General features: G+C 54.5%; 23 protein-coding genes. 7 read left to right on the top strand and 16 right to left on the bottom strand.

Going from position 1 to position 24,923, the window contains the following annotated elements:
- Positions 1 to 42: 42 nt before the first annotated feature.
- From SR894_RS06985 to pgi, 3 genes are all read right to left on the bottom strand, one after another.
- Positions 43 to 2,010, bottom strand: a complete 1,968-nt coding sequence (locus tag SR894_RS06985) for a methyl-accepting chemotaxis protein (protein WP_227404882.1) — start codon at positions 2,008 to 2,010, stop codon at positions 43 to 45.
- Positions 2,011 to 2,143: 133 nt separating this feature from the next.
- Positions 2,144 to 4,039 (bottom strand): DNA topoisomerase IV subunit B, encoded by a 1,896-nt coding sequence (parE, locus tag SR894_RS06980; RefSeq protein ID WP_133730394.1) that lies wholly within the window; start codon positions 4,037 to 4,039, stop codon positions 2,144 to 2,146.
- Between the two features lie 439 nt (positions 4,040 to 4,478).
- The gene (pgi, locus tag SR894_RS06975) at positions 4,479 to 6,161 is read right to left on the bottom strand and encodes a glucose-6-phosphate isomerase (protein WP_133730393.1); all 1,683 of its coding nucleotides are present in this window, start codon (positions 6,159 to 6,161) and stop codon (positions 4,479 to 4,481) included.
- A 159-nt stretch (positions 6,162 to 6,320) separates the two neighbouring features.
- Between pgi and cmoA the strand changes: the two genes are divergently transcribed.
- Both cmoA and cmoB read left to right on the top strand, forming a co-directional pair.
- A complete protein-coding gene (gene cmoA, locus SR894_RS06970) occupies positions 6,321 to 7,064 on the top strand; it encodes a carboxy-S-adenosyl-L-methionine synthase CmoA (RefSeq protein ID WP_133730392.1) in 744 nt (247 codons plus the stop codon).
- Between the two features lie 2 nt (positions 7,065 to 7,066).
- A complete protein-coding gene (gene cmoB / locus SR894_RS06965; RefSeq protein ID WP_133730391.1) occupies positions 7,067 to 8,077 on the top strand; it encodes a tRNA 5-methoxyuridine(34)/uridine 5-oxyacetic acid(34) synthase CmoB in 1,011 nt (336 codons plus the stop codon).
- 19 nt (positions 8,078 to 8,096) lie between these two features.
- Here the strand turns inward: cmoB and SR894_RS06960 are convergent, their stop codons facing one another.
- From SR894_RS06960 to SR894_RS06945, 4 genes are all read right to left on the bottom strand, one after another.
- On the bottom strand, positions 8,097 to 8,771 hold the full coding sequence (locus SR894_RS06960; RefSeq protein WP_133730390.1) for a zinc metallopeptidase: 675 nt from the start codon (positions 8,769 to 8,771) through the stop codon (positions 8,097 to 8,099).
- 85 nt (positions 8,772 to 8,856) lie between these two features.
- The gene (locus SR894_RS06955; protein ID WP_133730389.1) at positions 8,857 to 9,975 is read right to left on the bottom strand and encodes an App1 family protein; all 1,119 of its coding nucleotides are present in this window, start codon (positions 9,973 to 9,975) and stop codon (positions 8,857 to 8,859) included.
- Positions 9,975 to 10,538 (bottom strand): type 1 glutamine amidotransferase domain-containing protein, encoded by a 564-nt coding sequence (locus SR894_RS06950; RefSeq protein WP_133730388.1) that lies wholly within the window; start codon positions 10,536 to 10,538, stop codon positions 9,975 to 9,977. Before SR894_RS06950 ends, SR894_RS06955 begins: the two co-directional genes overlap by 1 nt.
- 116 nt (positions 10,539 to 10,654) lie before the next feature.
- A complete protein-coding gene (locus SR894_RS06945; RefSeq protein ID WP_133730387.1) occupies positions 10,655 to 11,542 on the bottom strand; it encodes a helix-turn-helix transcriptional regulator in 888 nt (295 codons plus the stop codon).
- Positions 11,543 to 11,713: 171 nt separating this feature from the next.
- Between SR894_RS06945 and SR894_RS06940 the strand changes: the two genes are divergently transcribed.
- From SR894_RS06940 to SR894_RS06930, 3 genes are all read left to right on the top strand, one after another.
- Positions 11,714 to 12,418, top strand: coding sequence for an ABC transporter permease (locus tag SR894_RS06940; protein WP_133730386.1), 705 nt, complete (start codon positions 11,714 to 11,716; stop codon positions 12,416 to 12,418).
- Positions 12,415 to 13,146: an ATP-binding cassette domain-containing protein gene (locus tag SR894_RS06935; protein ID WP_133730385.1), complete on the top strand. Its 732-nt coding sequence runs from the start codon at positions 12,415 to 12,417 to the stop codon at positions 13,144 to 13,146. The genes SR894_RS06940 and SR894_RS06935 overlap by 4 nt, the downstream gene beginning before the upstream one ends.
- 65 nt (positions 13,147 to 13,211) lie before the next feature.
- Entirely contained in the window at positions 13,212 to 14,021 is an 810-nt protein-coding gene (locus SR894_RS06930) for an ABC transporter substrate-binding protein (protein WP_133730384.1), read from the top strand.
- 77 nt (positions 14,022 to 14,098) lie between these two features.
- On the opposite strand, the gene cysN is transcribed toward SR894_RS06930, so the two are convergent.
- The 6 genes from cysN to SR894_RS06900 all read right to left on the bottom strand — a co-directional run bounded on the left by cysN (position 14,099) and on the right by SR894_RS06900 (position 19,395).
- Entirely contained in the window at positions 14,099 to 15,541 is a 1,443-nt protein-coding gene (gene cysN, locus SR894_RS06925) for a sulfate adenylyltransferase subunit CysN (RefSeq protein ID WP_133730383.1), read from the bottom strand.
- Positions 15,541 to 16,554, bottom strand: a complete 1,014-nt coding sequence (cysD, locus tag SR894_RS06920; RefSeq protein ID WP_133730382.1) for a sulfate adenylyltransferase subunit CysD — start codon at positions 16,552 to 16,554, stop codon at positions 15,541 to 15,543. Before cysD ends, cysN begins: the two co-directional genes overlap by 1 nt.
- A gap of 176 nt (positions 16,555 to 16,730) precedes the next feature.
- A complete protein-coding gene (locus tag SR894_RS06915) occupies positions 16,731 to 17,495 on the bottom strand; it encodes a phosphodiesterase (RefSeq protein WP_133730381.1) in 765 nt (254 codons plus the stop codon).
- Positions 17,495 to 17,941: a DUF1249 domain-containing protein gene (locus SR894_RS06910; RefSeq protein ID WP_133730380.1), complete on the bottom strand. Its 447-nt coding sequence runs from the start codon at positions 17,939 to 17,941 to the stop codon at positions 17,495 to 17,497. Before SR894_RS06910 ends, SR894_RS06915 begins: the two co-directional genes overlap by 1 nt.
- Before the next feature lie 2 nt (positions 17,942 to 17,943).
- Positions 17,944 to 18,663, bottom strand: a complete 720-nt coding sequence (locus SR894_RS06905; protein WP_133730379.1) for an NUDIX domain-containing protein — start codon at positions 18,661 to 18,663, stop codon at positions 17,944 to 17,946.
- 72 nt (positions 18,664 to 18,735) lie between these two features.
- The gene (locus SR894_RS06900) at positions 18,736 to 19,395 is read right to left on the bottom strand and encodes a hypothetical protein (RefSeq protein ID WP_133730378.1); all 660 of its coding nucleotides are present in this window, start codon (positions 19,393 to 19,395) and stop codon (positions 18,736 to 18,738) included.
- Between the two features lie 172 nt (positions 19,396 to 19,567).
- On the opposite strand from SR894_RS06900, the gene greB reads away from it, so the two are divergent.
- Positions 19,568 to 20,098, top strand: a complete 531-nt coding sequence (greB, locus tag SR894_RS06895) for a transcription elongation factor GreB (RefSeq protein ID WP_133730377.1) — start codon at positions 19,568 to 19,570, stop codon at positions 20,096 to 20,098.
- A gap of 33 nt (positions 20,099 to 20,131) precedes the next feature.
- Here greB and SR894_RS06890 read toward each other — a convergent pair whose 3' ends face one another.
- The 3 genes from SR894_RS06890 to SR894_RS06880 all read right to left on the bottom strand — a co-directional run bounded on the left by SR894_RS06890 (position 20,132) and on the right by SR894_RS06880 (position 22,821).
- Complete coding sequence (locus SR894_RS06890; protein ID WP_133730376.1) at positions 20,132 to 20,860, bottom strand: SIMPL domain-containing protein; 729 nt, start codon at positions 20,858 to 20,860, stop codon at positions 20,132 to 20,134.
- Between the two features lie 120 nt (positions 20,861 to 20,980).
- On the bottom strand, positions 20,981 to 21,985 hold the full coding sequence (locus SR894_RS06885; protein ID WP_133730375.1) for a methyltransferase: 1,005 nt from the start codon (positions 21,983 to 21,985) through the stop codon (positions 20,981 to 20,983).
- Positions 21,982 to 22,821 carry a methyltransferase domain-containing protein gene (locus tag SR894_RS06880; protein WP_133730374.1) on the bottom strand — a complete coding sequence of 280 codons (840 nt, stop codon included), beginning with the start codon at positions 22,819 to 22,821 and terminating at the stop codon, positions 21,982 to 21,984. The genes SR894_RS06885 and SR894_RS06880 overlap by 4 nt, the downstream gene beginning before the upstream one ends.
- Before the next feature lie 279 nt (positions 22,822 to 23,100).
- On the opposite strand from SR894_RS06880, the gene SR894_RS06875 reads away from it, so the two are divergent.
- Positions 23,101 to 24,840 carry a PilZ domain-containing protein gene (locus SR894_RS06875; RefSeq protein WP_133730373.1) on the top strand — a complete coding sequence of 580 codons (1,740 nt, stop codon included), beginning with the start codon at positions 23,101 to 23,103 and terminating at the stop codon, positions 24,838 to 24,840.
- Positions 24,841 to 24,923: the final 83 nt, after the last annotated feature.

The raw sequence follows: 24,923 nt of genomic DNA, 5'->3' as shown, positions 1-24,923 counted from the left end.
GGGCGGCTGATAAGCGGACACGCGGCCACTTAACATGGCTCGCTATGTTAATTGATACCTTTCGTTTGATGCATTAGATAGCGCTGCCGTAGATGACGATTCGTGAGAACTACCGTGGAACTCATCTAACAACCCTTTTAAGCGCTGGGCCTGTAACGACAGCTCATTGGCAGCACTCGCTGCTTCGCTAACCAACCCGGCATTTTGCTGCGTCACCGTATCCATTTGCGTGACCGCCCGGTTGATCTCATCAATACCGTTGGTCTGCTCGCCAGATGCTTGGCTGATTTCGCTAATACGTGCAGTAACCTCTTCAATCGCCACCACGATATCTTTCATGGCGGATTCAGCTGCTTGGGCATAGCCACTACCGGTGGCAATCTGCTCCGAGGTGGTTTTAATCAGCCCATTAATGTTTCTGGCAGAAGCAGCACTGCGCGATGCCAGCTCACGTACTTCGCTGGCCACTACCGCAAAGCCACGCCCATGTTCACCGGCTCGCGCCGCTTCCACAGAGGCATTTAACGCTAAAATATTGGTTTGGAAGGCAATATTTTCAATCACATCGACTATCGAAGAGACCTCAGTAGAGCTTGCGTTGATGGCCTCCATGGATTGCGCCAGCCGTGATACCTGCTCTCCACCCTGTTTCACTTTTTCTGCTGACTCTTTCGCGCGCTGATCCGCCTCTTGAGCGTTGTCAGCATTGCGCTTCACCGTGGCGGCCATCTCTTCCATCGTAGAAGAAGTCTCTTGCAGAGAAGCCGCTTGCTGCTCAGTGCGGCTAGAAAGCTCGGTATTGCCCGCGGCAATTTCCGTCGACTCACTGGCAATGGCATCCGCGACACCACGCACGTCACCAAACAGACGCTGTAACTTCTCCGCGTAGCGATTAACGGCACCGCGTAGCTCGCCGATTTCATCATCGCGATAAATGGTCAGTTCACGGCTGGAACCGCCCTGGCCCAGTTGATCAATCTGCCCAGTAGTACTGCGAATCTGACGTAACAGGATACGCCCGCCCCACCAGCCTAGCGCCAGCAGCAGCGCCAACAGCGGTAAAATAAACATCAATAAATCACGCGTTAAGGTGCGCGCCAAGGCCGTTACCTGTTCGCTAGGCGTTACCAAACCGAGTGTCCAGCCAGTGTCTGGCATATCAAACAAACGCACTGCCGCAGGCTCATCTAATACGCCCGCACTTTCTACATTGGCCTCTTCGCGGCCAGCCTCAACGGCCTCTACAACGGGCTGAAGCCAAGGCATGTCCCCCACTAAATCGCCCAGGCCGCGCATTTCATCCGACGCCTGCTCAACGCCCGGCAGGTCAATCACGTTGTGATCTTTATCCAGTACAAAGGCATAGCCGCCCGTTCCACCACCATTTTCGGCGAGAAACTCAGCAACACCGTTTAACTGCATATCAATGGTGGCCACACCGGCAAAGTCATTATCGAGGTAATAAGGCACGCTACAAGTCACCATCGCGACGCCGGTCGCCGGATCGCGATAAGCAGCAGACCAAACACACTGCCCTGGGGTGGCATCACGAGCGCTGCTGTACCATGCCTCATCATGATAGGCGGCAATATCGCTTGCGTTATAGTCATCCAAAAACTCCAGCTCGCCCTGGGCATTGCGTGCCCAGAAAAAGCTAAAGCGCTCGACACCTGAGGAAAATGCGCCGGGTTCCGGCCAAATACCTCCTCCCGCCACCGTGGCATTACCGTTGTCATCAACGACATTCGGCAAGGCCTCAAGGTAAATGGCTTCTTCACGGGGCAGCGATTCGGCCAAAGCCGCCAAGCTCGATGTATTACCTTCGACCCGGGCTAATTGGCCATTGAGCGCATTGACAATCGAGCCCCCCGTACGCTCTATCAATGACTGGCTCGCATCGATAACCAGCGGCTGACCTCGCCACGCCATAACGCCATAAATACTGGCCGCCATTAGAAGCATAAGTACAAGTGCAGACAGCGTTAACTGTCGAGATATCGTGTTAAACAAAAGCCTTCCCCTTATATATGAATGTATGTTTATTAGGTCTTTTAGTTTGTAAGCTCTACATTCAACTATCGGCTAAAGTACGCTTTACTGTAATAACGTCAATAACGCTTTGTTAACGCTTATCTGCTTTTACCTACACTTCGATATCGGCAAGATTGCCGTAATCTTCCAGCCACTTTTTGCGATCACTGGCGCGCTTTTTGGCCAGCAGCATATCCATCATTTCCATGGTGCCGTCGCCCTCCGTTAAGGTGAGCTGCACCAGGCGCCGGGTTTCCGTCGACATGGTGGTTTCACGCAGTTGCAGCGGACTCATTTCACCCAAGCCTTTAAAGCGCTGTACGTTAGGCGTGCCGCGTTTGTTGGCCAGTTGCTTGAGAATGGCGGCTTTTTCGCTCTCATCCAGGGCGTAATGCACTTCTTTCCCCAGATCGATGCGGTAAAGCGGTGGCATGGCGACATACACATGCCCTGCATCTACCAAGCTCGGGAAGTGGCGCACAAACAGCGCGCAGAGCAGCGTGGCAATGTGCAGGCCATCGGAATCGGCGTCGGCGAGAATACAGATCTTGTGGTAGCGCAGTTTTTCCAGATCAGCGCTGCCGGGGTCGGCACCAATGGCAACCGCGATATCGTGAACTTCCTGGGAGCCATAGATATCGTGGGTTTCAACTTCCCAGGTGTTTAAGATTTTACCGCGCAACGGCAAAATCGCCTGGGTCTCGCGGTTACGCGCCTGCTTGGCACTGCCGCCGGCGGAGTCCCCTTCGACCAAAAACAGCTCGCTCTGGGCAGGGTCTTGGCCTGAGCAGTCCGCTAGCTTACCGGGCAAGGCCGGGCCGGACGTGACCTTTTTACGGGCCACTTTTTTGGCTTTTTTCTGGCGGTTCTGCGCCGCGCTGATGACCAGCTCGGCAATCGCTTCGGCTTGATCCACGTGGTGATTCAGCCAGAGCGAGAAAGCGTCTTTAACGACGCCGGAAACAAACCCCGCAATCGTGCGTGATGACAGCCGCTCTTTGGTTTGTCCAGCAAACTGCGGGTCAAGCATTTTGACCGAGAGCACAAAGGAGGTGCGCTCCCAGAGATCATCGGCGGTGAGTTTGATGCCGCGGGGCAACAGGTTGCGGTATTCGCAGAACTCGCGCAGCGCGTCCAACAGCCCGGAACGAAAGCCGTTGACGTGGGTGCCGCCCTGGGGGGTGGGAATCAGGTTAACGTAGCTCTCCAGCAGCGCTTCGCCGCCTTCCGGTAGCCATTGAATCGCCCAGTCCACGCCGTGCTCATCGTCGTTGAAGTGGCCCACAAAAGGCTCCTTGGGCAGTACTTCATAACCATCGGTGGCTTCAACTAAATAGTCGCGCAAACCATCGGCGAACTCCCACTCGGTGGAGGTGCCGTCAGGTTCTACCAGCGTGACTTTTAAACCGGGACACAGCACCGCTTTGGCACGCAACAGGTGTTTCAACCGGGTTAGCGCTAGCTTGGGACTATCGAAGTAGCTCTCGTCCGGCCAGAAACGCACCAAAGTGCCGCTCGCCCGCTTGGGGGCTTTGCCAATTTCATGCAGCTCTTCGACTTTCTCACCGAACTCAAAGGCCATGGCATGGCGGGCGCCATCCCGGGTAACTTCTACATCTAACCGGCGCGACAGCGCGTTAACCACCGAGACCCCTACCCCGTGTAGGCCGCCCGAGAAACGGTAGCTAGTCGAGGAGAATTTGCCACCCGAGTGCAATTTGGTAAATATCAGTTCAACGCCTGAAACACCGTGCTCCGGGTGTAGGTCGATGGGCATACCACGGCCGTTATCCTGCACTTCAATCCCGCCGTCGCTATGTAGCACGACATTGATCATGGTGGCGTGGCCCGCTAGCGCTTCATCGACGCTGTTATCAATGACTTCCTGAGCAAGGTGGTTGGGGCGTGTGGTGTCGGTATACATACCGGGACGCTTACGTACCGGCTCGAGGCCCGACAGGACTTCGATGGAACTCGCGCCGTACTGAGAGGCATCAAACTGGGTCATGTAACGTCGGTTCCCTGAAAAATCGTACTTGGCAAATCGTGCTGAACAAACAATCCTGACAGCCGTGTTGGGTGTTAAATTGATCGTTAAAGAATCTTTACTAACAATGGTCGGCGGCGGCAGCCTGATAATGGCATCGGTGGGAGGTAGCTTTAGCTCGCGACCATTTCGGCTGCCAGCCTCATAGTCTTGGGGGTGCCTGCGGCACCCTTCGCCGAAGTGTCGGACCACCACTGACGCGGCCTCCCCCATAAGACAGCTCGTTTAGCGATTTCAGCTTAACCCGTGAGATTCAAAAGATGTTTCTTAATCTATATGAGGTAAAGAATAACCGAGCACATGATAGCGGAAAAGCAAAAAGCTGTATATCTAGCCATGCTTATCAATGGCAAAGTGGAAAGGGCTACCTCATCAATGAGACTTAGAGGGGCGCCTTTACTCACTCCTTTTCCGCCGCCCAAAACGCCTCAATCAATCCCTTACTGGAAGCATCCATCCGCGATAGATCTCCCTCATGGTCGATAATCTTTTGGGTATCCGTGGCAATCTGTTTGCCCAGCTCAACGCCCCATTGATCGAACGGGTTGATATCCCAAATCACCGCCTGAACAAAGACTTTGTGCTCGTAAAGGGCGATAAGTGATCCCAGGGTCGCAGGGGTAAGCTGGTCGAGCAGCACCGTCGTCGAGGGTTGGTTGCCACGGTAGCGCTTGTGTTCCGGCCGTGGCCCGTCATCTTCCAAAGCATCATCACCAAGCATAAGAACACGGGACTGCGCAAAGCAGTTGGCCAGTGCCAGGCGATGCTGGGTTTTAAGGTGGCGGCGGGTGTCCGGGTCTTCCACCTCATCGTACCGCTTGAGTGGCGCGATAAAATCACACACCACCGGTTGAGTGCCCTGGTGTAATAGCTGATAAAACGCGTGCTGGGCGTTGGGGCCCAACTGACCCCAGAGCACAGGGCAGGTGGAGTAGTTAATCGGCTGCCCTTGACGGGTAACCGACTTGCCGTTGGACTCCATCTCAAGCTGTTCAAGATAGGCGGCGAAATACTCCAAGCGCCCATCGTAGGGCAGAATAGAGTGCGCGCGGATATCCAGGAAATTGACGTTCCAGATGCCCGCTAACGCCAGCAGCACGGGCAGGTTCTCCGCCATTTCTGCCTCAGCAAAATGGCGATCCATGGCGTGCGCACCGGCTAAAAACTCGCGGAAATTCGCCATCCCAACCACCAGCGCAATGGGTAAACCAATGGTGCCCCATAGCGAGTAGCGTCCGCCTACCCACTCCCAGAAGGTCAACTGGTGATCGTCAGCGATGCCCCACTCGGTCATTTTCTCGGGGCTCGCCGACACACCAATAAAGTGCTGACGCACCACCAGCTCAGCGCTGATCGGCGTCGCACCATGCTGGGTCAAGCGGCTAAGTAACCACTCCCGAGCAGTGTTAGCGTTGGAGAGCGTATCGATGGTGGTGAACGACTTGGATGACAGCACAAAGATAGTGGTTTCAGGATTCAATCGGCTCAAATAGTCCGCTAACTGGGAGCCGTCCATGGTGGAGGCAAAATGCACCTCAACCGGATGAATATCCTTGGGTCGGAAATCTGCCAAGGCATGGGTGACCATTAACGGGCCCAGATCTGAACCGCCCACGCCCAGGTTAACCACATGCCGAATCGGCTTGCCGGTGGCACCACGCCACTGCCCTGCGTGCAGCCGGCTAACCAAGCGCTCCATTTGGGCAAGGCTTTCATGCACGGCAGCGACGATATCTTCCCCCTCAACCTCCAGCGTCGCATCGGCGGGTAAACGCAGCGCCGTATGTAACGCCGGGCGGTTTTCGCTGACGTTCACTCGCTTACCGCTCAGCAGCGCTTCAATGGCAGAGGGTACGCCCGCTTCACTGGCCAGCGTAAACAGATGTTCGAGGGTATCGTCATCCCAGCGCTGCTTGGAAAGATCCAGCGTCAAGCCCGCCACCTGGCGAGTAAAGCTTTCCCACCGGGAAGGCTCGGTGCCAAACAGCGTTTTCAAGTGAACGTGCTGCAGCGTTTCAGCGTGATGCTTTAACGTTTGCCATGCCGGTAACGTATCGGGTGTAGCGCTTGATGCTGAGGCCATTTAGCTTCTCCAGTGGCGTCGATCCTTGCAGCGAGGTTCATTAAACAGGTTAATAACCTTAAACAGGGCTGTTCTATACGAGTCTGTGCTAGACAGGCCTGTTCTCGTCAATTAAGGGCGCGTAAACTAGCACGCCTTTTCCATGATCCCGGCTTGCCCATGAGTGATGCATCTTACCGTGACGCTATCTTTTCGACACCCCTTGACCGAGTTGCGCGGTTCTCTTTCGATGAAAAGGTGGTCGCGTGCTTTCCCGACATGATTCGCCGATCGGTACCTGGCTACGGACAAATCCTTGGCATGTTGAGCTTAATTGCCCAGCGCCACCTGCGCCATGGCGCCCATGTCTATGATTTGGGCTGCTCGCTGGGCGCTTCCGGCCTTGCGCTGGCAGGGGCGCTGGCGCCTGACGCCTTTCGCTACACGGGCGTTGACCTATCGCCCGCCATGGTCGCCCAGGCTCGGCAAACCTTTGCTGACGAGTGCCCAGCGTACGCTATGCAGGTCGAAGAAGCCGACATTCGTACCCTTGAGTATGCGCCTTCGGGCATGATCATTCTCAATTTTACCTTACAGTTTTTACCCGCCGCCGACCGCGATGCGCTACTGGCGCGGCTTTATGCAGCGCTGGAACCCGGCGGCGTGTTGATTCTCTCCGAGAAAACCGTCGACGCCGACGAGCGCGACAACGCCTGGCGGGTAGAACGCTACCACGATTTCAAGCGTGCCAATGGCTACAGTGATCTGGAAATCAGTCAGAAGCGCACCGCTCTTGAGAACGTGCTGGTGCCGGATACCCTCGATGCACTTCATGACCGTTTGAAACAAGCAGGCTTTCCGCGCTCGATGACCTGGTTCCAGTACCTTAACTTTGCCTCGCTGATTGCGTTTAAGGAGGGTTAAAGGTGGCGCCACTACCCGACGATCATCGCGCAATTTATCAGGCGTTTTTAGATCAAGCGACGCTTGATGCCTCGCTAACACCCTGGCTAGCGAAGCTTCCCGAGCAGTTAGCTCACGGGCTTGACCGTAACCGCCACGGCGATTTATCCGCCTGGGAAAAAGCCGTAGCCAAGCTTCCGGCGCTGCCCGCCGAGCGACGCGTGGATTTAAACAGCGACACCATAAGCGTTGATCTTGATCTTAGCGATAGCCAGCAGCGCCAGTGTTTTAACCTGCTTAGAAAACTCGCCCCCTGGCGTAAAGGCCCTTTTCAACTGGGCGGCATTCATATTGATACCGAGTGGCGCTCAGACTGGAAATGGCAACGAGTGGCTCCCCACCTGGCGCCACTAAAATACCGCAAGGTGCTCGATGTGGGAGGTGGCAGCGGCTACCACGCTTGGCGGATGGCTGGGGCTGGGGCTGCTTTCGTATTAGTGATCGACCCTTCGCCGCGCTTCTACTGGCAGTTTCAGGCGGTGCGCCACTTCGTCGGCGATGCCGATGACGGCAGAACGCAGTTTTTACCCGTGGGTATCGAAGATGTGCCAGAGAACCTGGGCTTTTTCGATACGGTATTTTCCATGGGCGTTCTGTACCATCGCCCTGCCCCCCTTGAGCACCTTCAGCAGTTGAGAGCCGCCTTGGCGCCGGGCGGCGAGCTGGTGTTGGAAACCCTGGTAGTCGAAGGCGACGAGCAGACCGTATTTGTGCCCGGTGAACGTTACGCCGCCATGCCCAACGTCTACTTCCTGCCCTCTTCCACGGCGCTGTGCCACTGGCTGGAGCGCTGCGGTTTTACCAACGTGCGTGTGGTTGACGAAGCCATTACCACGTTAGACGAACAACGCTCAACCGAGTGGATGACCTACCAATCGTTGGCTGATTTTCTCGACCCCAACGACCGCACCCGCACCATTGAAGGCTACCCGGCTCCAAGAAGGGCAGTAATTCTGGCTAATAAACCGGGGTAGGCTCTGTTTACTGTCCGATTCACCGCCGTAAAATCACCAGCCAGCGCCCAAGATTCATGACGCTGGCCAGCGAGGCGGCCACGTAGGTAAACGCGCAGGCGGTGAGTACGTGTCGGGCACCGGACATATCGTAAGGCGGGACGTACTCTTTCAATAGCGGCAGCGCGCGGTTAAAGCTGGCATCGAACTCAACCGGCAGAGTCACTAGATGCACTAATGCCGCAGTGCCAAAGCTAATCACTGCCATGGCGATCACTATCGCCAGTCCACCCGGCAAGCGCGTTAGCAGAAATAGAAAAGGCGCGGCCATCATCAATAGTGCGCCGAGTTTTTCGGCTTTTTGGGCGACGCCGACTAAGCGGCTTCGGGCCAGTAGCGGTGCGTAGCCCTGGTGATGCTGAATGGCGTGCCCTACTTCATGGGCAGCCACCGTGACGGCCGTTAGCGAACGCCCATCGTAGTTATCCGGAGAAAGACGTACGCAGCGGGTTTCAGGGTCGTAATGGTCACCGAACTCAGTGCGCTCAACGCTGGCGCCCTCAATGCCATGTCGGCGCAGCAAATGATCGGCAAGTTCTGCACCCGTGCCCGGGTAATCGTCACGGCCGCGGGTATGGCGTTTAAGCACCCACTTGGCCCATACATTGGGGAGCACAAATACCGCCAGCGCAAAAATGATCAGCACAACAACCATGGCAGTCCCTATCTACAAACAACCGTCGTTAAACACACTTCTTTCGTAGCGTACTTTTACCATGGGGACTGACTTGGCAACAGCGTTATGCGGGATCGTTGCGATGCTCTTCCACTTCGCGCTGTACTGCCGCTAAGCCGTGGGCAGAGATATCGCCCTGGGCATGGGCGTGTTCGGCAATTAGCACGCTATCCGCGGCGAGCACTAAATCACACTGGGTGCCGACTAACTCATCCCGTAACCGCTGGATGGCCTGCTCGCGCTTGGGGTTTTTATCCACTCGACGAATGTAAATCGCTTTAATCCGATCCGGGTAGGCTTTCACGATCTCAATATAAACTTCTGGATCGTGCTGACCGCTGTCGCCAATGAGAATACACGGCATATCATTGTAAAGCGTCAACATGCGGTCGATCAGTTCGCGCTTATGCTCTTCTGCGCGGCGCGGCCACGGACGGCGCAAAGAGATGCCCCATTCGCGTAAAAAAATAATCGGCCCAACGGGGATGCGGTTGATCTGAAAAAAGGTTTCGAGCATTTCATATATCGCCCAAGGGCCACGGGATACATACAAAATGGGCCGCTCGGCGCGTTCACTAACGCCGCGATGTAAAGCTTGATAAAGTGGCGCAACACCAGGAAAGGCGGTGCGGCGATGAGGCTTTTTAACAAATAAGCGGTAAAGCATTTTGAGCTTTTCCGCCACCCCGGTAAACATAACGGTGTCATCGATATCACTGATGATCAGCAAATCCGCCTCTGGCGGAGGTACGTAAACTTCTACGTGAGTACGCACCGGCGTCTGCCCCGAGCAGTGCACTAGAATATCGGCGCGGTGCCAGGAGACATCAATGGGCAGGGTGTGACTAATCGGTAAGTGGACGTCGAAATAGCCATCTCGATCCGTGCCGACGCAGAGCTTGTTTTCGCCGATGTGAATTTCTACCTGCGCATTGGCCAGCCCCCGGCGTAAAACGCGCCGTGCCACGTCCGCAGTATCGCGTAGCATGCCATGGCGAGGGATGGCTCGGCCTAGTGCGGCTTGGCGAAACACCCTACCCATGACAAAAACTTCACGCTGGGAACCATAGCCGCGGTAAGGATGAACCACCATCCCGCCGCGGCTACTGTCTCCTTTGATGGGTTTGGCAATAACGTGGACAAGCCTTTTGACAAAGCTTGCCCACTGGCGCAATACGCTCATCAAGCGTGTTGACCGGAGTGACGCCCTTCCTGCAGCTCTTCGAGTAACTTGGCATTAAAGGCATCCAAGTCTTTCGGCGTCCGGCTGGTGACTAGTCCGCTGTCCACAACCACCGGCTCATCGACCCACTCGACGCCAGCATTACGTAAATCTTGCGCGACACTGGGTACCGAGGTCATGCGGCGGCCTTCAACCACGCCTGCATTAATTAAAATCCACGGCGCATGGCAGATAGCGGCGACAGGCTTACCTGCCTGGAAAAACCCTTTAACGAAACTCAACGCATCGTCGTTGATGCGCAGTTCATCGGGGTTGAATAAACCACCCGGAAGTACCAAGGCGTGATAGTCAGACTCACTGGCATCAGCAAGGGCTTTATCGGCTTCATAGGTGTCGCCCCAGTCGGTTTCCGCCCAGGCGCGGATTCCTTTACCGTCGGGTGTCACTACGTGAACCTCGACACCCTCTTTCTGCAAGGCGGCGTGCGGTACGCTCAGCTCAGACTCTTCAAAACCATCTGCGGCTAAAATCGCAACACGTTTACCGTTCAGTGCTTGTTTCATCATGCTCTCCTTTTCGTGATGATTGGCGTTAGTAACGCCCCACTAGTGTGGCGTATATTGAATCAGGGTCAAGCTCTCCTGCTGACAGCGCAGGTCAAAGATTAGCGAATAGCGCGCTAGGCGTTATGCACAATCCTTCCTAGTTCAGCAATATCATAACCCCCCAGCTGTGTTGCCCTCTCGGCAAAACGCGCTTGCTGAGCAAACGCCAACAGGCGCTGTATTGAAGGTTCAAAATAGCTGCGCCGCTGCATAATTAAATCAAACGGTTCATCGCAAAGTGTCACGAAGCCGAGGTGCTGGCGATGAGCGGCAGCTTCAACCCCCAGCCCAACATCCGCCTCGCCCTGACCAATGCTAAGCGCCAAATCATCTTCACTTAAAGAGGCATGTGGTGCCCAGTTGACCGCAGAACTATCAATGCCTGCTTGCTGTAGCAAACAGTGCAGCAAGCGTGCTGCTCCAGCGTCAGGCTGGCGATGCGCCACGCGGACTCCAGGCCGTTTTAAATCATTCAGCCCGGTGATGCTCATCGGGTTGCCAGCGGGTAAAAGCAGACCTTGGCGTCGCTTTGCCCAGTGCACTATCAACAGATCACGCATGCCGCTTAAGCCAAGCGCGCTAGGCTCGTTATAGCGCTGAGTAGAAGCATCCAGCAGATGAATCCCCGCCAGCATCGCCTTGCCGTCAAGCAACCGTCGTACGCCGTCGCCACTGCCTTGGCAGAGCATTGCCAAATCAGAGCCGCTTTCCCGAATAGCCCACTCCAGCAGCGGATCCTGGCTACCGGCCGCTACTAGCGGCACTGATAAACGCTTCGCCTGATCGCCTTCCAAGTGGTTCAGCACCCATAAATCGATCTGTTGTCGGGGAAACAGCAACTTTCCCGTGACCCGACTACAGGGGATCTGGCCTTGGCGTACCAAGTCATACACCTTGCGCTCTTTTAAGCGCAAATAGTCAGCGACTTCTGCAGTGGTCAGGTAAGCATGTGATTCAGACATCGCAAGGTAGCCTCACTGGGTAAAACGCAAACCCCTTCTTGTATTTACACTGCATAAGGCTGCATGAATTTCAGGACGCCGTGCATTAAGTCATTTTTCGTTACATCATGCCAACTATCGGACAACAGTTTCCTACAACAGCTCTGCATACAAAAGTGAAACCGACGCTCAATGTTCACCAGTGACAACGCTTTTAGTACGGCTCTCACCCTGATACTGAGTATGGATAGCGCGCTCATCTCCATAGTGATGCTCTCACTGCAGGTATCGCTGATGGCGGTATTGATTGCCAGCCTGATAGCCCTGCCTTTAGGCGCTGCTCTTGCGCTATGGCGCTTTCCTGGACGTAACGTCGTCATTGTCGCCCTTAATGCGCTCATGGGCTTGCCGCCAGTGGTCGCAGGGCTTTGCGTCTACCTGCTGCTTTCACGCGCAGGCCCACTGGGAGAATGGGGGCTGCTGTTTACGCCAACAGCGATGGTGATAGCCCAAGTGATTCTGGTAATGCCCATTATCGCTGCTCTTACCCGCCAGCAGGTTGAAGCGCTTCACGGTGAGTATGCCGAACAGTTGAACTCACTGGGGCTAACGCGCCTGCGCATGATCCCCACCCTGCTGTGGGACGCGCGCTTCGGGCTGTTAACAGTGATCCTGGCAGGCTTCGGCCGCGCCAGCGCCGAAGTAGGCGCGGTAATGATTGTGGGTGGAAACATCGACGGCGTCACCCGGGTGATGACCACCAGCATTGTGTTGGAAACCAGCAAGGGCAATCTGCCTATGGCACTTGGCTTAGGGATCATCCTGCTCGCCCTGGTTACCATGATTAACGCGATTGCCCACATGATCGGCGAAACGGCGAAAAGGCGGCTGGGATGAACGCCCATCATACGCCCCCCGTCGCCACCCTTGAGCTCGACAGCGTGAGCTTTATCCATCGCGGCCATACCCTGCTTAAACCGACTTCAATGCGCCTTGCAGACTGCCAGCGAACGTTAATAATGGGGCCGAACGGTGCGGGCAAAAGCCTGTTAATGCGCCTAGCCCACGGCCTGCTAGCACCCACCAGCGGTTCGGTTCGCTGGCAAGGAGCTCAGCCTGCGCAAGCCATGGTTTTCCAACGCCCTGTACTGCTGCGACGCTCTGCGCTGGATAACCTGACCTATGTGCTAGCCATTAACAAAGCGGCTCGACCAGAGCTGAAAGCATTACCTCGAAAAGCCCAGGCGATGAGTGCCCTTGAGAAGTTTGGCTTAGCACACCTAGCCAAACGGCCTGCGCGGGTGCTTTCCGGTGGCGAGCAGCAGCGTTTGGCGTTAGCACGGGCCTGGCTGCTCAACCCCCAAGTGCTGTTTTTAGACGAACCCACCTCGGCGCTCGACCCCGCGGCCATCAAGGCCGTTGAAGATGCCGTATTGGAGTTTCATCACAGCGGCACCCGTATCGTTATGACCACTCACGACTTGCACCAAGCACGCCGCTTAGCCAACGAAGTGGTGTTTCTGCATAACGGCGAATTGCTTGAACACACCCCTGCCCGCGACTTTTTTACCGCCCCCACCTCACCTGAGGCGGGGGCGTTTATTCGCGGCGAGTTGGTCTGGTAGCGCCAATAGAAGTGAGCCCTAGGATTGAAGTAAAACGATTCATGAAAAGCGACCAAGGAGCAAAAATGAACAAAACTACCGCACTCATCACCGCAGGCACGCTAGGGCTGACCTTCAGCGCTACGCTGATGGCGGCCGATAACTACATTACCCTGGCCTCCACGACCTCTACCGAAAACTCAGGCCTGTTTGACGCCATCCTTCCCGCATTCAGCGAAGAGACCGGGATTGATGTGCGCGTGGTCGCTGTAGGCACCGGTCAAGCGTTCGAAATTGGCCGCCGTGGCGATGCGGATAGCCTGCTGGTTCACGATACCGCAGGTGAAGAAAAGTTTGTGGCCGATGGCTACGCCACAGAACGCTTGAATGTAATGTACAACGATTTTGTGATCGTTGGCCCAAGCGACGACCCTGCGGGCATCAGCGATAGCGACACCGTGATCGATGCCATGCAACGTATTGCCGAGAGCGAGTCTCCCTTCGCCTCACGCGGGGACGATAGCGGCACTAACCGCGCAGAATTGCGCTTGTGGGAAGATGCAGGAGTTACGCCACAGGGCGAGTGGTACCGCGAGCTGGGTAGTGGCATGGGCCCTACCTTGAATACCGCTGCAGGCATGGATGCCTATACGTTTACCGACCGCGCCACCTGGGTTGCCTTTGACAACCCACAAGACCTTACCTTGCTGTTTGAAGGCGATGAAGCGCTATTCAATCAGTATGGCAGCCTATTGCTTTCGGCAGAGCGTCACCCGCACTTGAAGCACGACCTCGCCGCCCAGTGGCACGAGTGGCTGGTTTCCGATAAAGGCCAGCAAGCGATTGCGGATTTTGAGGTAGATGATCAGCAGCTGTTTTTCCCTAACGCTGAGTGATATTTCAACTCATCCAAAAAAACGGCACGCCTTCAAGGCGTGCCGTTGTGCTTTATGCTGCGGTGCATGCAAGCTTTTTAGCGGTTGAATAAACCACTGATATCTTTCGCTTCCCAGTGAGGGAAATGCTTACGCACCAGGGCATTCAAGTCACGCTCAAAGGCGGCCCAATCGGTGGTGTTTGAAGCATTGCCTGGGGCGCTTGCCGTGCCGCGGATCATGCCAGCGCCTACGGTCACGTTGGTCAACCGATCAATGATGATAAAGCTACCGGTGCCAGGGCTGGTGCGGTAATCATCCACTGGAATAGCAGCAGTCAGCTCCACGTCACAGCGGGCAATTGCATTAAGACCCAGCGAGTGAGTGGCATGTTTCTCTAGGGTATTGACGTCTATCTGGTAATCAATTGCACTGACCTGACCGGAAAGATCGCGGGTCGCCAGTTTGAAATCGTAGAGCTTACCCGGCGTTAACGCCTCTTCCTGCATCCAGACAATATCGGCTTTAAAGGTGTTGGAGAGCGGCAGTTCGCTATCCGCTGCCACCAGCCAGTCGCCACGGGAGATATCGATCTCATCTTCCAAGGTCACAGTAATTGCCTGACCGGGATAAGCCGCCGCAAGGTCGCCATCAAAGGTGACAATTCGTGCAACGCGCGATGTTTTACCCGACGGGAGTGCCTTAACGGCTTGTCCAGGACGTAATACACCCGCGGCTAAGGTGCCGCAGTAACCGCGGAAGTCCAGGTTCGGACGGTTCACATACTGAACCGGCAAGCGCAGATCGCTCAAGTTCTGATCGCGGGTGATCTCGACACTTTCCAGCAGTTCAATCAGTGTTTTCCCCTGGTAACCATCGCTAAAATACCAGGGCGTTTGTTCGCTGCGATTGACCACGTTGTCGCCATTCAGCGCCGACATCGGCACAAAGCGAATGTCCGGTGCTTGGAGGTTAGTGGCAAAGGCGCGGTACTCATCGACTATCTCGTTAAACCGCTGCTCAGAGAAGCCCACCAGATCCATCTTATTGACCGCAATCACCAGGTGCTGAATACCCAGCAGGTCGGCAATAAAGCTATGGCGGCGGGTCTGGGTCTGCACACCGTAGCGGGCATCAATCAGGATAATCGCCAAGCTGGCAGTTGAAGCCCCCGTGGCCATATTGCGGGTGTACTGCTCGTGCCCAGGCGTATCGGCGATAATAAACTTGCGCTTATCGGTAGAGAAAAAGCGGTACGCCACATCAATGGTAATGCCCTGCTCCCGCTCTGATTGCAGTCCATCCACCAGCAGCGCCAGATCAACGGTGTCACCGGTAGTACCACTGGTTTTAGAAGCCTGGGTGATCGCTGCCAGTTGATCTTCAAAGATCATTTTCGAGTCGTGAAGCAGACGGCCAATCAGCGTCGATTTGCCGTCGTCGACGCTGCCGCAGGTAATAAAACGCAGCAAGTCTTTGTTTTCGTGCTCGTGCAGGTACTGCTCGATATTATCGGCGATTAAATTAGACTGGTGAGACATCAGAAGTACCCCTCGCGCTTTTTCTTCTCCATCGAACCCACCTGATCGCGATCGATGGCGCGGCCACTGCGTTCACTGGTTCGGGTCAGCAGCATCTCTTGAATAATTTCCGGAAGCGTTGCCGCTTCGGATTCCACCGCGCCGGTTAGCGGGTAGCAGCCAAGCGTTCTAAACCGCACCGACTTCATTTCCGGCACTTCGCCAGGCGCTAACGGCATGCGGTCGTCATCGACCATAACTTGCATACCGTCGCGCTCGACTATGGGCCGCTTGGCTGAGTAGTAGAGCGGCACGATGGGAATCGACTCTAAGTAGATGTATTGCCAGATATCCAGCTCGGTCCAGTTAGAGAGCGGGAACACGCGGATCGATTCACCTTTATTGACCTTGGCGTTATATACGTTCCAAAGCTCAGGGCGCTGGTTTTTAGGATCCCAACGGTGATACTTATCACGGAACGAGTAGACGCGCTCTTTAGCCCGCGAGGCTTCTTCATCACGACGCGCGCCACCAAAGGCGGCATCAAATCCATGCTTATCCAGCGCCTGCTTGAGCGCCTGGGTTTTCATGATATCGGTGTATTTGGCGCTGCCGTGATCAAACGGGTTGATATTGGCTGCGCGCCCCTCTTCGTTGGTGTGCACGATCAGCTCCATACCCGCCTCTTCGGCCATGCGGTTGCGGAACTCGATCATTTCGCGAAACTTCCACGTGGTGTCCACGTGCATCAGCGGGAATGGCGGTGTGCCGGGGTAAAAAGCTTTGCGCGCCAAGTGCAGCATGACCGACGAATCTTTACCGATGGAGTACATCATCACCGGGTTGGCGAACTCGGCGGCGACTTCACGGATAATATGGATAGACTCGGCTTCTAATTGCTTGAGGTGGGTCAAGCGCGCGGCATCAGGGGCATTAAAAGCCTCCCCCTGCGTCGCTGAAGATGAAGAACGCGTCTCTGAAGACCGATCTTTTGACGACCGCTCCTTCGAAGAAATAGTAGACAATTGGGTCATGGCCCCTTACCTCACAAGAACAAGCTCGTCACACAAGCTAAAATCAGCGTACGTTATAAATAATTGTACGTTCGAATGTGAGTAGGGTAACGCCGAGCCAGTAATAACCCAAAAGAATTAATAACTATCTTTTTATTCCTAAAAAAACTATCCAGAAATGAGAGAGCAATACACTTCTATTCAATGCGCTCAATCCAGCTCTGCCACTCGCTTCCCTGGGCATCGCTATACCCTAAATCGATAACCCGATAGCCAGGGCGAGAAGCTTCATCAATGGCAAACTGCTCGGCACCGGGCAAAAACTGATCGGCCATCGCCGGGCAGCCATAAACATCAATGGTCGCCTCACCTATGCCTCTACCTGCGCCTAAAATATGATGCTCGGCGTAAGCCTGGTGCGCGTGACCAAATAGGATGATCTTAACCTGCGGGTGTTTACTTAAAAGTTGCCAAAATGCGTCGCGATCTTGTAGGCCAATAGCATCCATCCACACCGCGCCGACGTCCACCGGCGGGTGGTGCATGGCTATCAGCGTGGGTCGGTCGTCGTTCTCTAGCTGTTCAGCAAGCTTAGCTAGCCGCTCGCTTCCCAGTTCACCGTGGGGTTTGCCCTCCACCTGGGTATTGAGCAGCAGGATGCGCCACGAATCCAAGTCCACTTGATCGACCATTGGCCGCTCGGCCGCCATGAACTCGGGCTGATCGTGATTACCCGGCAGCCAGTACCAGGGGCAAGGCAACTGCTCCAGCGCCTGTACCGCCAAAGCGTAGGAAGTGGCTGACTCATCCTGGCTAATATCACCGGTAAACAGCACGATATCGGGCTTTTCAGTGACAACCGAACTCAGCACCTGCTGAAACTGCCGCCAGGGGATGCCTGCCCGGGAACGCGCGGCGGTATCTGCATAGAGGTGGGCATCGGTGATCTGTACTAAACGCATTAGGGCATCTCCGGCACGTCAATGGCGTGACCGTGGGCAAGGCCGTGAGCTAACCACTCGCCCAAAAAGCGATTGAGTTGAAGCTTCTCATCCGGCTGATGCATCCGGGCATTGGGGTAGCGATAGCGGCCACTAAAGTGGCGCTCGCGCTGAAAGTCGGTCACTTCCGCCATGCGCACATCGTGATAGAGATGTACGCGCATACGCGGCCCTTCCAAAACGGTATCTAGTGGGCCGGTCTGAGAAACATTCACCATAGTGGTGTAAGGCGCCTGCTCTTGAATATAGAGATGCAGATCACCGAAATGCTGTTTATCGCCGCGTAGGGCAATATCACGGCGCTGGCCGGCCTCCATATCGCCCACCAGGCGCACCAGACGTAAATAGTTGGCGCTGCACTCCCCTTGGAGCGATTTTAAATCGGTGACATAGGCCGTTCTCGCCATGTTCACTCCTCGTCGGTTTCACTTTGCGTCAGCGCGCGCTGAGAGGCAGCACGCAGTGAGGCTCGCTGGCTATTAAGCCAATGTAGACCAATTAAACACATGGCGTTGTCGAGTCGCCCTTGCTCCAAGAGTTCCCAAGCGTTGGCAAAAGGCATGACGTGAACACGAATATCCTCATGCTCTTCATCTAGGCCATGAATCCCACCTAATCCATGGGTATCTACCAAACCACAAAATAGTGTCACTTGCTCGTTGCAGGCCCCAGGACTGGGGTAATAGGTGTGAAGTTTGGTCAGTTGGGCCACTTTACAACCTGCCTCTTCCCACGCCTCACGACGCGCCACATCTTCCAGCGATTCGTCTTTTTCGGCTAAACCGGCCACGAGTTCAAGCTTCCAGGGAGAAACCGCGTCATCAATGGCACCGGCACGAAACTGCTCGATGAGTACCAGTGAGTCGCGCTCGGGGTCGTAGAGCAGCACACCCACCGCATCAAAGCGATTATGCACTTCGCGACGCATGGGTTCGCTCCAGCCGCCTTCAAACAGCCGGTGACGAAGCTCTAAGGCTTCCAGGCGGAAAAACCCTTGGTGTAGCGTCTCCCGCTTAAGCAGCTCAACATCAGCACGCTTTAAGTCTGGAACGCTAAGCGCCGTGTTTTTAAAAGGAGAGCGCTGAAAAGGAAGATCGCGAACAGATGCGTTTTCGGAGTTGGACGCCATGAGGCACTCCCGGTGGTGATAATCGATCTATTATCAATGCTTGCCACCGGGAATGCCAATTCAGTGGGTGGATTACAACTGATTAAGCAGCTCCTCGGCATCGCGACGTAGCGCTTCATCGGAGACCTGTCGGTTGTCTCGAGCGGTGCCGTTAACCGCTCGTTGGGCGTGCTCGCGAGCGGCCTGCTCATTGCCCTCTTCTTTCAAAAAGGCAGCGTAATAGTAGTTAACATCGATGCCGTCTGGGCGGATTTCCAAGGCACGCTGGAACATGCGTTCAGCGGTATCGCTATCGCCAAAACCAATCAGTCCGCCGGGCACCCGGTCGTATAACGCACCGAGGGTTACATAGGCGGAACCATTCAGCCCTTGAGGGTCTATGGCCAAAGCCTCCTCTAACGCATCGCGCGCATCTTCCGCTGTGCCCAATGCCCCTAAGCCGCCACGCTCGCGGGCATAGGAAGCCAAAATGATGCCCTCCCAGACAAGTACGTCAGCTTCATCGCGGTGCTGCTCGGCCAACTGTTCCGCTTCACCTGCCAACGCCTTTAACGTGCTCTCCCGCTCGTTGGCGGGCATCTCAGTCACGGTATGCTCCCATCTGTTTTTAAGCGAGAAAAGCTCGCCTTCAAAGGCAGAAGCGGTTAGCGGAGACAGCATCAACGCGCTGCCAATAGCGGCGGCGATTAATGAGCGCGGTAAAAACATACGTGGAAAAGAGTGAGTTCGCATACATGCTCCTAACATTATTGTTGTCCTGCTCAGACCCACCAATGACGGGCCTCTAGCCCAATATAGCAAAAAATGTAACGAACGTTTGAATGATTTACCAGTAGTATGCTGCTTGGTTGCTTCGCGCAATTAACGTAAGGTGGGTAGCTCGAAACACGATGGGGAATAGGTAATGAAAGGCCGCAACATGACCCGCTGGCGCGATCCAGCCAAAGATCCGCGTCAAGCCCCTAAGAGCAACCTGATTACCCCAGAGGGGGCGGCCCGCTTGCGCGCTATTTTGGATCACCTTTCGCGGGTTAAACGCCCCGCTATTTCAGCGAAGGTCGGCGAAGCGGCCGCCCAGGGTGACCGCAGTGAAAATGCCGATTACACCTATAATAAAAAAGAGCTGAACCGGGTCATCGCCCGAATCACCTACCTGACGAAACGTCTGGACGAACTGCAAATCGTAGACCGCCTACCAGCCGATACCAGCAAAGTGTTTTTCGGCGCGTACGTAAGCCTGGAGGATGAAAACGGCGGAGAGGTGCATCTCAGGATCGTTGGCCACGATGAAATCGACACCAAAAAGCGCTGGATTAGCATCGATGCGCCCATGGCCAAAGCACTGCTCAGTAAACAGGTGGGCGATGAAGCAAAGGTGCTCACCCCTAACGGTGATACGTTTTATACCATCACCGCCATCGATTACACCGCCTAGCCGCTGCTCCTTTATCGCCCAATCTTGTAGAGGCTAATCTTGTAAGGAATAGTCCACCGTGGTGACGACGCGAACACGTTTGGTTTGCGGCGTGTAGCTGTCTAAGTCCTCAATGGAAAAATAGCCCTGAGTCGCCTGACGAATGTGGCCCACCTGACTACCAGAATCTTCGGCAAACTGCTGTGCGGCGTTGCGCGCATCAGCAGTGGCCGCCGCGATCATGTCAGGCTTGATCGCGTCAAGACCGGTAAACAGAAACTCCGTGCGGTATTCGTAGCTGGGCGAGAGCAGGACGCCCTCACGCACCAATGAAGTCGCACTGGGGATCGCCTCGATCACACCCTCAACATCAGGGGAGCGCAGCAGCAGCGTTGCTTCGGCGCGGTAGCGCTCATCAGGGCGCTGACCACCGTACTGATTGCTAAATTGGTCGGTAATCCGCGGCGGAGTGGAGCTAACATGCTCCGATGCAAACCCTTGTGCCTCCAGAAAATCGCGAATCGCCTGCTCGTCGCTAGACAACTGCTGCTCAAGGTCACTCAAGCTATTGGCGCTGACACTGTAATTGAACGGCCATAGCACCAAATCCGCCGGCACTTCGCGCTCGGCTAAGCCGCGCACTGTCACGCTTCGTGACGACTGCTGCCATACTTCCGCGGCGCCCTTGATATTGCTGCCGCTCCATACCAACCCCAGCGCCAGCAGCCCGCCCAGCAAAACGGCACTTCCCAATACCGCCGTATTTCGGATATTTCCCGCCATTTCCGCTACTCCTACCCACTACCGTTAAATTAACGACTACTTATTTGCATCATAGCCCTTAAAGGTAGGGTCGTCGGCGGCTGATTGTGGCAAGTTTGAGGAAATATCTATGCGTTAGCTCTAACGCCCTGACTTAATCGCACCGTAAACCTTGAAGCGGCGATTATCCGCCAGGGTCTGAAAATCCTGAAACGCCCGCTGCAAGTGGTCTGGGTAGGGCAAAAAGCCATTTGCCACCAGGATTAACCGCCCGCCCGCATTAAGATGCTCTGGCGCCGCGCTGATCAAACGCTGGCTGGGGCCATAGCTGATATCACGCTCTTTATGGAAAGGTGGGTTGCTAACAATCCAGTCAAACTGTTCACCCTCAAGCGCGCTGAACACATCACTGCAAAGCACCCGCCCCTCTAGCCCATTCGCCGCCAAGGTGCGCTGACACGCCTCCACCGCAAAGGCGCTAACATCCACAGCGGTCACATGGTGGCCACGCTGAGCCAACCAGGCGCTAATAATCCCGTCGCCACACCCCATGTCCAGCACTTTGAGCGGTTTTTTCGGCAAGCTATTCTCAATGCTCTCCAACAGCAACAGCGTGCCTTCGTCAACTTTGCCATGGCCAAATACGCCCGGGTGGCTGATCAGGGTCAGCCCTAATGTCTCGAATTTCTGCCAAGCACTATCGCTGGCTGCTTCTAGAGCAACGGTATAGGTGGCGAACAGCGAACAGCGGCGGGCGTTGTCGCGCTTATCCCAAGACATGCCCAGCTCTTCCAACATCTTGGGAACGCGTTTAATGCCGCCTTGATGCTCACCGACAATGTCAATGGGCGTCCCTTCGGGTAGCTGCTCACATAACCACTTGAGCCACCAAATACCTAGTTGGTGCGCCTTCGGCCAAAACAGCACCACTTCTTTACCGAATGGCTCGCCCGCCGCCAAGTTAAAAGGCGTTCGGGCCTGCTTGCCTTTCGCCTGCCACTCACGCAGTACGTCAAAATCGCCACTGACCACACCCGACGATTGATCAATAAGCCAGCTATCGATTGGCGGGCCAATGGCCCACAGCGCAGCATAGTTATCTTTTTGGCGCTCTAACAGCTGGCATGCTGGGGACTGGGCACTCATTCAACGATCTCCGGTTTAATTAATGTATAAAGCAGGTAGCGGCCCAGGCGCCAGTGGGGGTCATGGCGACAGTACTGTTTCTCCAGTGCCAACAGCGTTTCCGTTTCTGCGGGTGTGGCAGGAGGTTGGCGCAAGTAATCTTGAAAGACGCGAATACCCGCGACTGCGTCTATCACTAAGCCGTTATCCGCACTCCACTGCTCAATCTCGGCGTGACTAACGGGCGAAATAGGCGTCAATCGTTGGCGTTTGCCCTTCCCCGCTAAGCGGTCGCTCAACGCCTTCTCAAGATTGCCTTTGACCGCGTTGGAAAAGCGCAGTGCATCGCGATTAAACACCATCAAGCTAAGCTGGCCACCCGGTGCCAATAAATCGCTCAATGTGGACAGCCCTGCTTGCGGGTCACCTAACCACTCCAACACTGCATGGCAGGTAATCAGCGGCCATGGGCCAGGAGCCTGTTCTGTTAACCGTTGCAGGGGCGCCTGCAGATACGTAATGGCCTCTTCCGGTAACGTCTTAGCGTCCCGGTGCCAGGTTTTGGCGTAGTTCAACATGTCCGCAGAGGGCTCCGTCATCGTGACATCGTGCTTGCGTTCAGCAAACCATGCCGCCTGCTGGCCCAGGCCGCCACCCACGTCCAGCACATGCTGCCCCTCTAGATTCAGCATTTCCGGCAACAGGTAGTTGAGCATAGCGAGACGCAGCTCGCCACGGGGCGCCTGGTAGAGCGAACGGGAGAACTTATCTGCCAGACCATCGAAATAGCGATCGCCAGCCTGGGTCAATTGATAGCTGCTCGGTTGAGCATGGATTGATGTGGGGTTTGAGGGCATGCCGCGGGCACCACTGTATAAGGAATCGGGCAGTTTACCTGATTATTCCCACCCGACCGAATAACCGCCCAGACTGCATCAAACATAAACAAAAGTTATCAAATCATTACAAATGACACTTAAAATAAATATAAATAGGTTTGCAAATAGGAGTGAAATAATAGCTAATCGACACAGGAAAAATCTCCTATCATGGTAGGAGTGACAAGCAATTAAACCATATAGCAGTCACCACCAAGTCGCTATAAATTATAACAAAATAAATACGGTGGGTTTTATATGATTATCGATACGGCGAAGCAAAACACCACTGGGCAAATAATACGATCTTTGCTCAAAAAAGAGCATACTATTTCTATTTTTTCAAAAGAAGCGGCTTACGCTATAGAGGCGAAGGCCATTAAGATAGAGCTGGACAGCGGTAAAATAACGTTAGCCATACACTACACAGGCAGCTCGCTTTCTCCTTATTTACAAAACGACACCATTTGCTTTGACATAGAAGCTTCCCACCCTACGCCGGGTATAGAAGAAGAAATTTATAATATTGAACAAGTGCCGGCGCACGTCATTAAAATAGATACCTGCACTTACCATTTAGAGTGCCAGCTTCCCGGCTCTATTTTCTCCTCCGATAATCGGAGAGCTTTACGTGTGCCCTTTATTCTGGGTATGCACGCACGTGTGCACTTGGAAGTATTTGCTCATGAGCTCAACGTGGAAGGCAAAGTGCGTAACCTTTCAGTAGGTGGCTGCATGGTGTATGTCAGGCTGGAAGATAGCATGGCTCTGAGCGTTAATCAGGCGCTGCCGGAGGTAACACTCGAGTTTCCAAACGGGGAAACATTCAACACCCAAGGACGCATTTGTCATATGCGGCCTTTTGGAAGCCATGACTATGCGGCTATCGGTATTGAATTTATTAATATGTCAGCCACGATGACCGAGACTCTTTTCCATTATGTATCGGAAGCTGAGTTCGAAGCAGCTTTTCGCTCAGGTATACAGGATAGCTCCTCTCGAGCTAAGTCACGGCTTTTCATAGCAGATGCGAAAGAGAAAAAAATGCAGCAAAAAGAAGAGCGCGATCAAACTAAAAATACCCAACGATCTCCACTGCTACGCGGTGTCCTTGAAGTCGCTCACCAGCTACAAGTTATGTTAATGTTTACTAAAAACAAGGATGTATTTCCGGAAGAGAGCCTCTATGAGTGTGTCGACAGCCTTCTTTATATGGTCACTCAAGACCGAAGAGGGCTTCAGTATGCGCTAGCTTTTCTGCATGATGAACCTGAGTGGGTTCGCCATGCTATACAGGTGAGCAGCCAGCTAGCGATGATCCTGATCAGTCGTGACCCATACGCGTCACAAACACGGGAAACAGTGGCGGGCGCCCTACTACACACCATGGGTAAACCACTGCTGATTAGCGAACAGCTCCCCTCACTTAAAATTCGCATGTCTCCATCGCAAGCCGAGCTACTCAAAGAACATGTAGTCGCACTGAATAACAGGCTAACGGCACTGGGCTGGGTCGCCAGCCCAGCCTGCCATGACATTATCCTCAATGCCAATGAACGGCTCGATGGCAGCGGCTACCCAGCAGGAAAGCAGGCTTCCAAGTTATCCGAAAGCGTTCGTCTAATCAGTGTTATTAAAATAATTAATAAATTAACCCATGAGCGAAACGGACAGCACCCGCGGCAACCTCTTGATGCCTACCGCTGGGTTAATAACTGCCCGGCTATTTATGAAAAGTCTTTGCTCGTAGAGTATATCCAACACTTTGGCTTATACCCTATCGGCAGCTTGGCAAAATTCTCAAACGGTTTTTTAGCATGGATAATGGATGTAGACGCAAAGGGAATGCCGTGTAAAGTTAATGTCATTAAAAACCTCTCCTTTAGAGACACCTCAATTGACACAGTTCTTGAAAATAGTGACTTTACTCAAATTGGACGCCTTGAGGGCACGGTAAATCCGACCGACTACAATATTCACATGGTCAATCACCCTTAGCGGCTCGCACGCCGTTGCTTTTGGCCTAGCAAGCATCCAAAATTGAGCTGCCTTCATTCCGTTACTCACAATGTAGCGGAAGA

It is taken from the genome of Vreelandella neptunia (genome assembly GCF_034479615.1).
GTDB classification, from domain to species: domain Bacteria; phylum Pseudomonadota; class Gammaproteobacteria; order Pseudomonadales; family Halomonadaceae; genus Vreelandella; species Vreelandella neptunia.
Note: the sequence above shows the minus strand (reverse complement) of the source record. Positions and strands in the feature narration are given on the sequence as shown.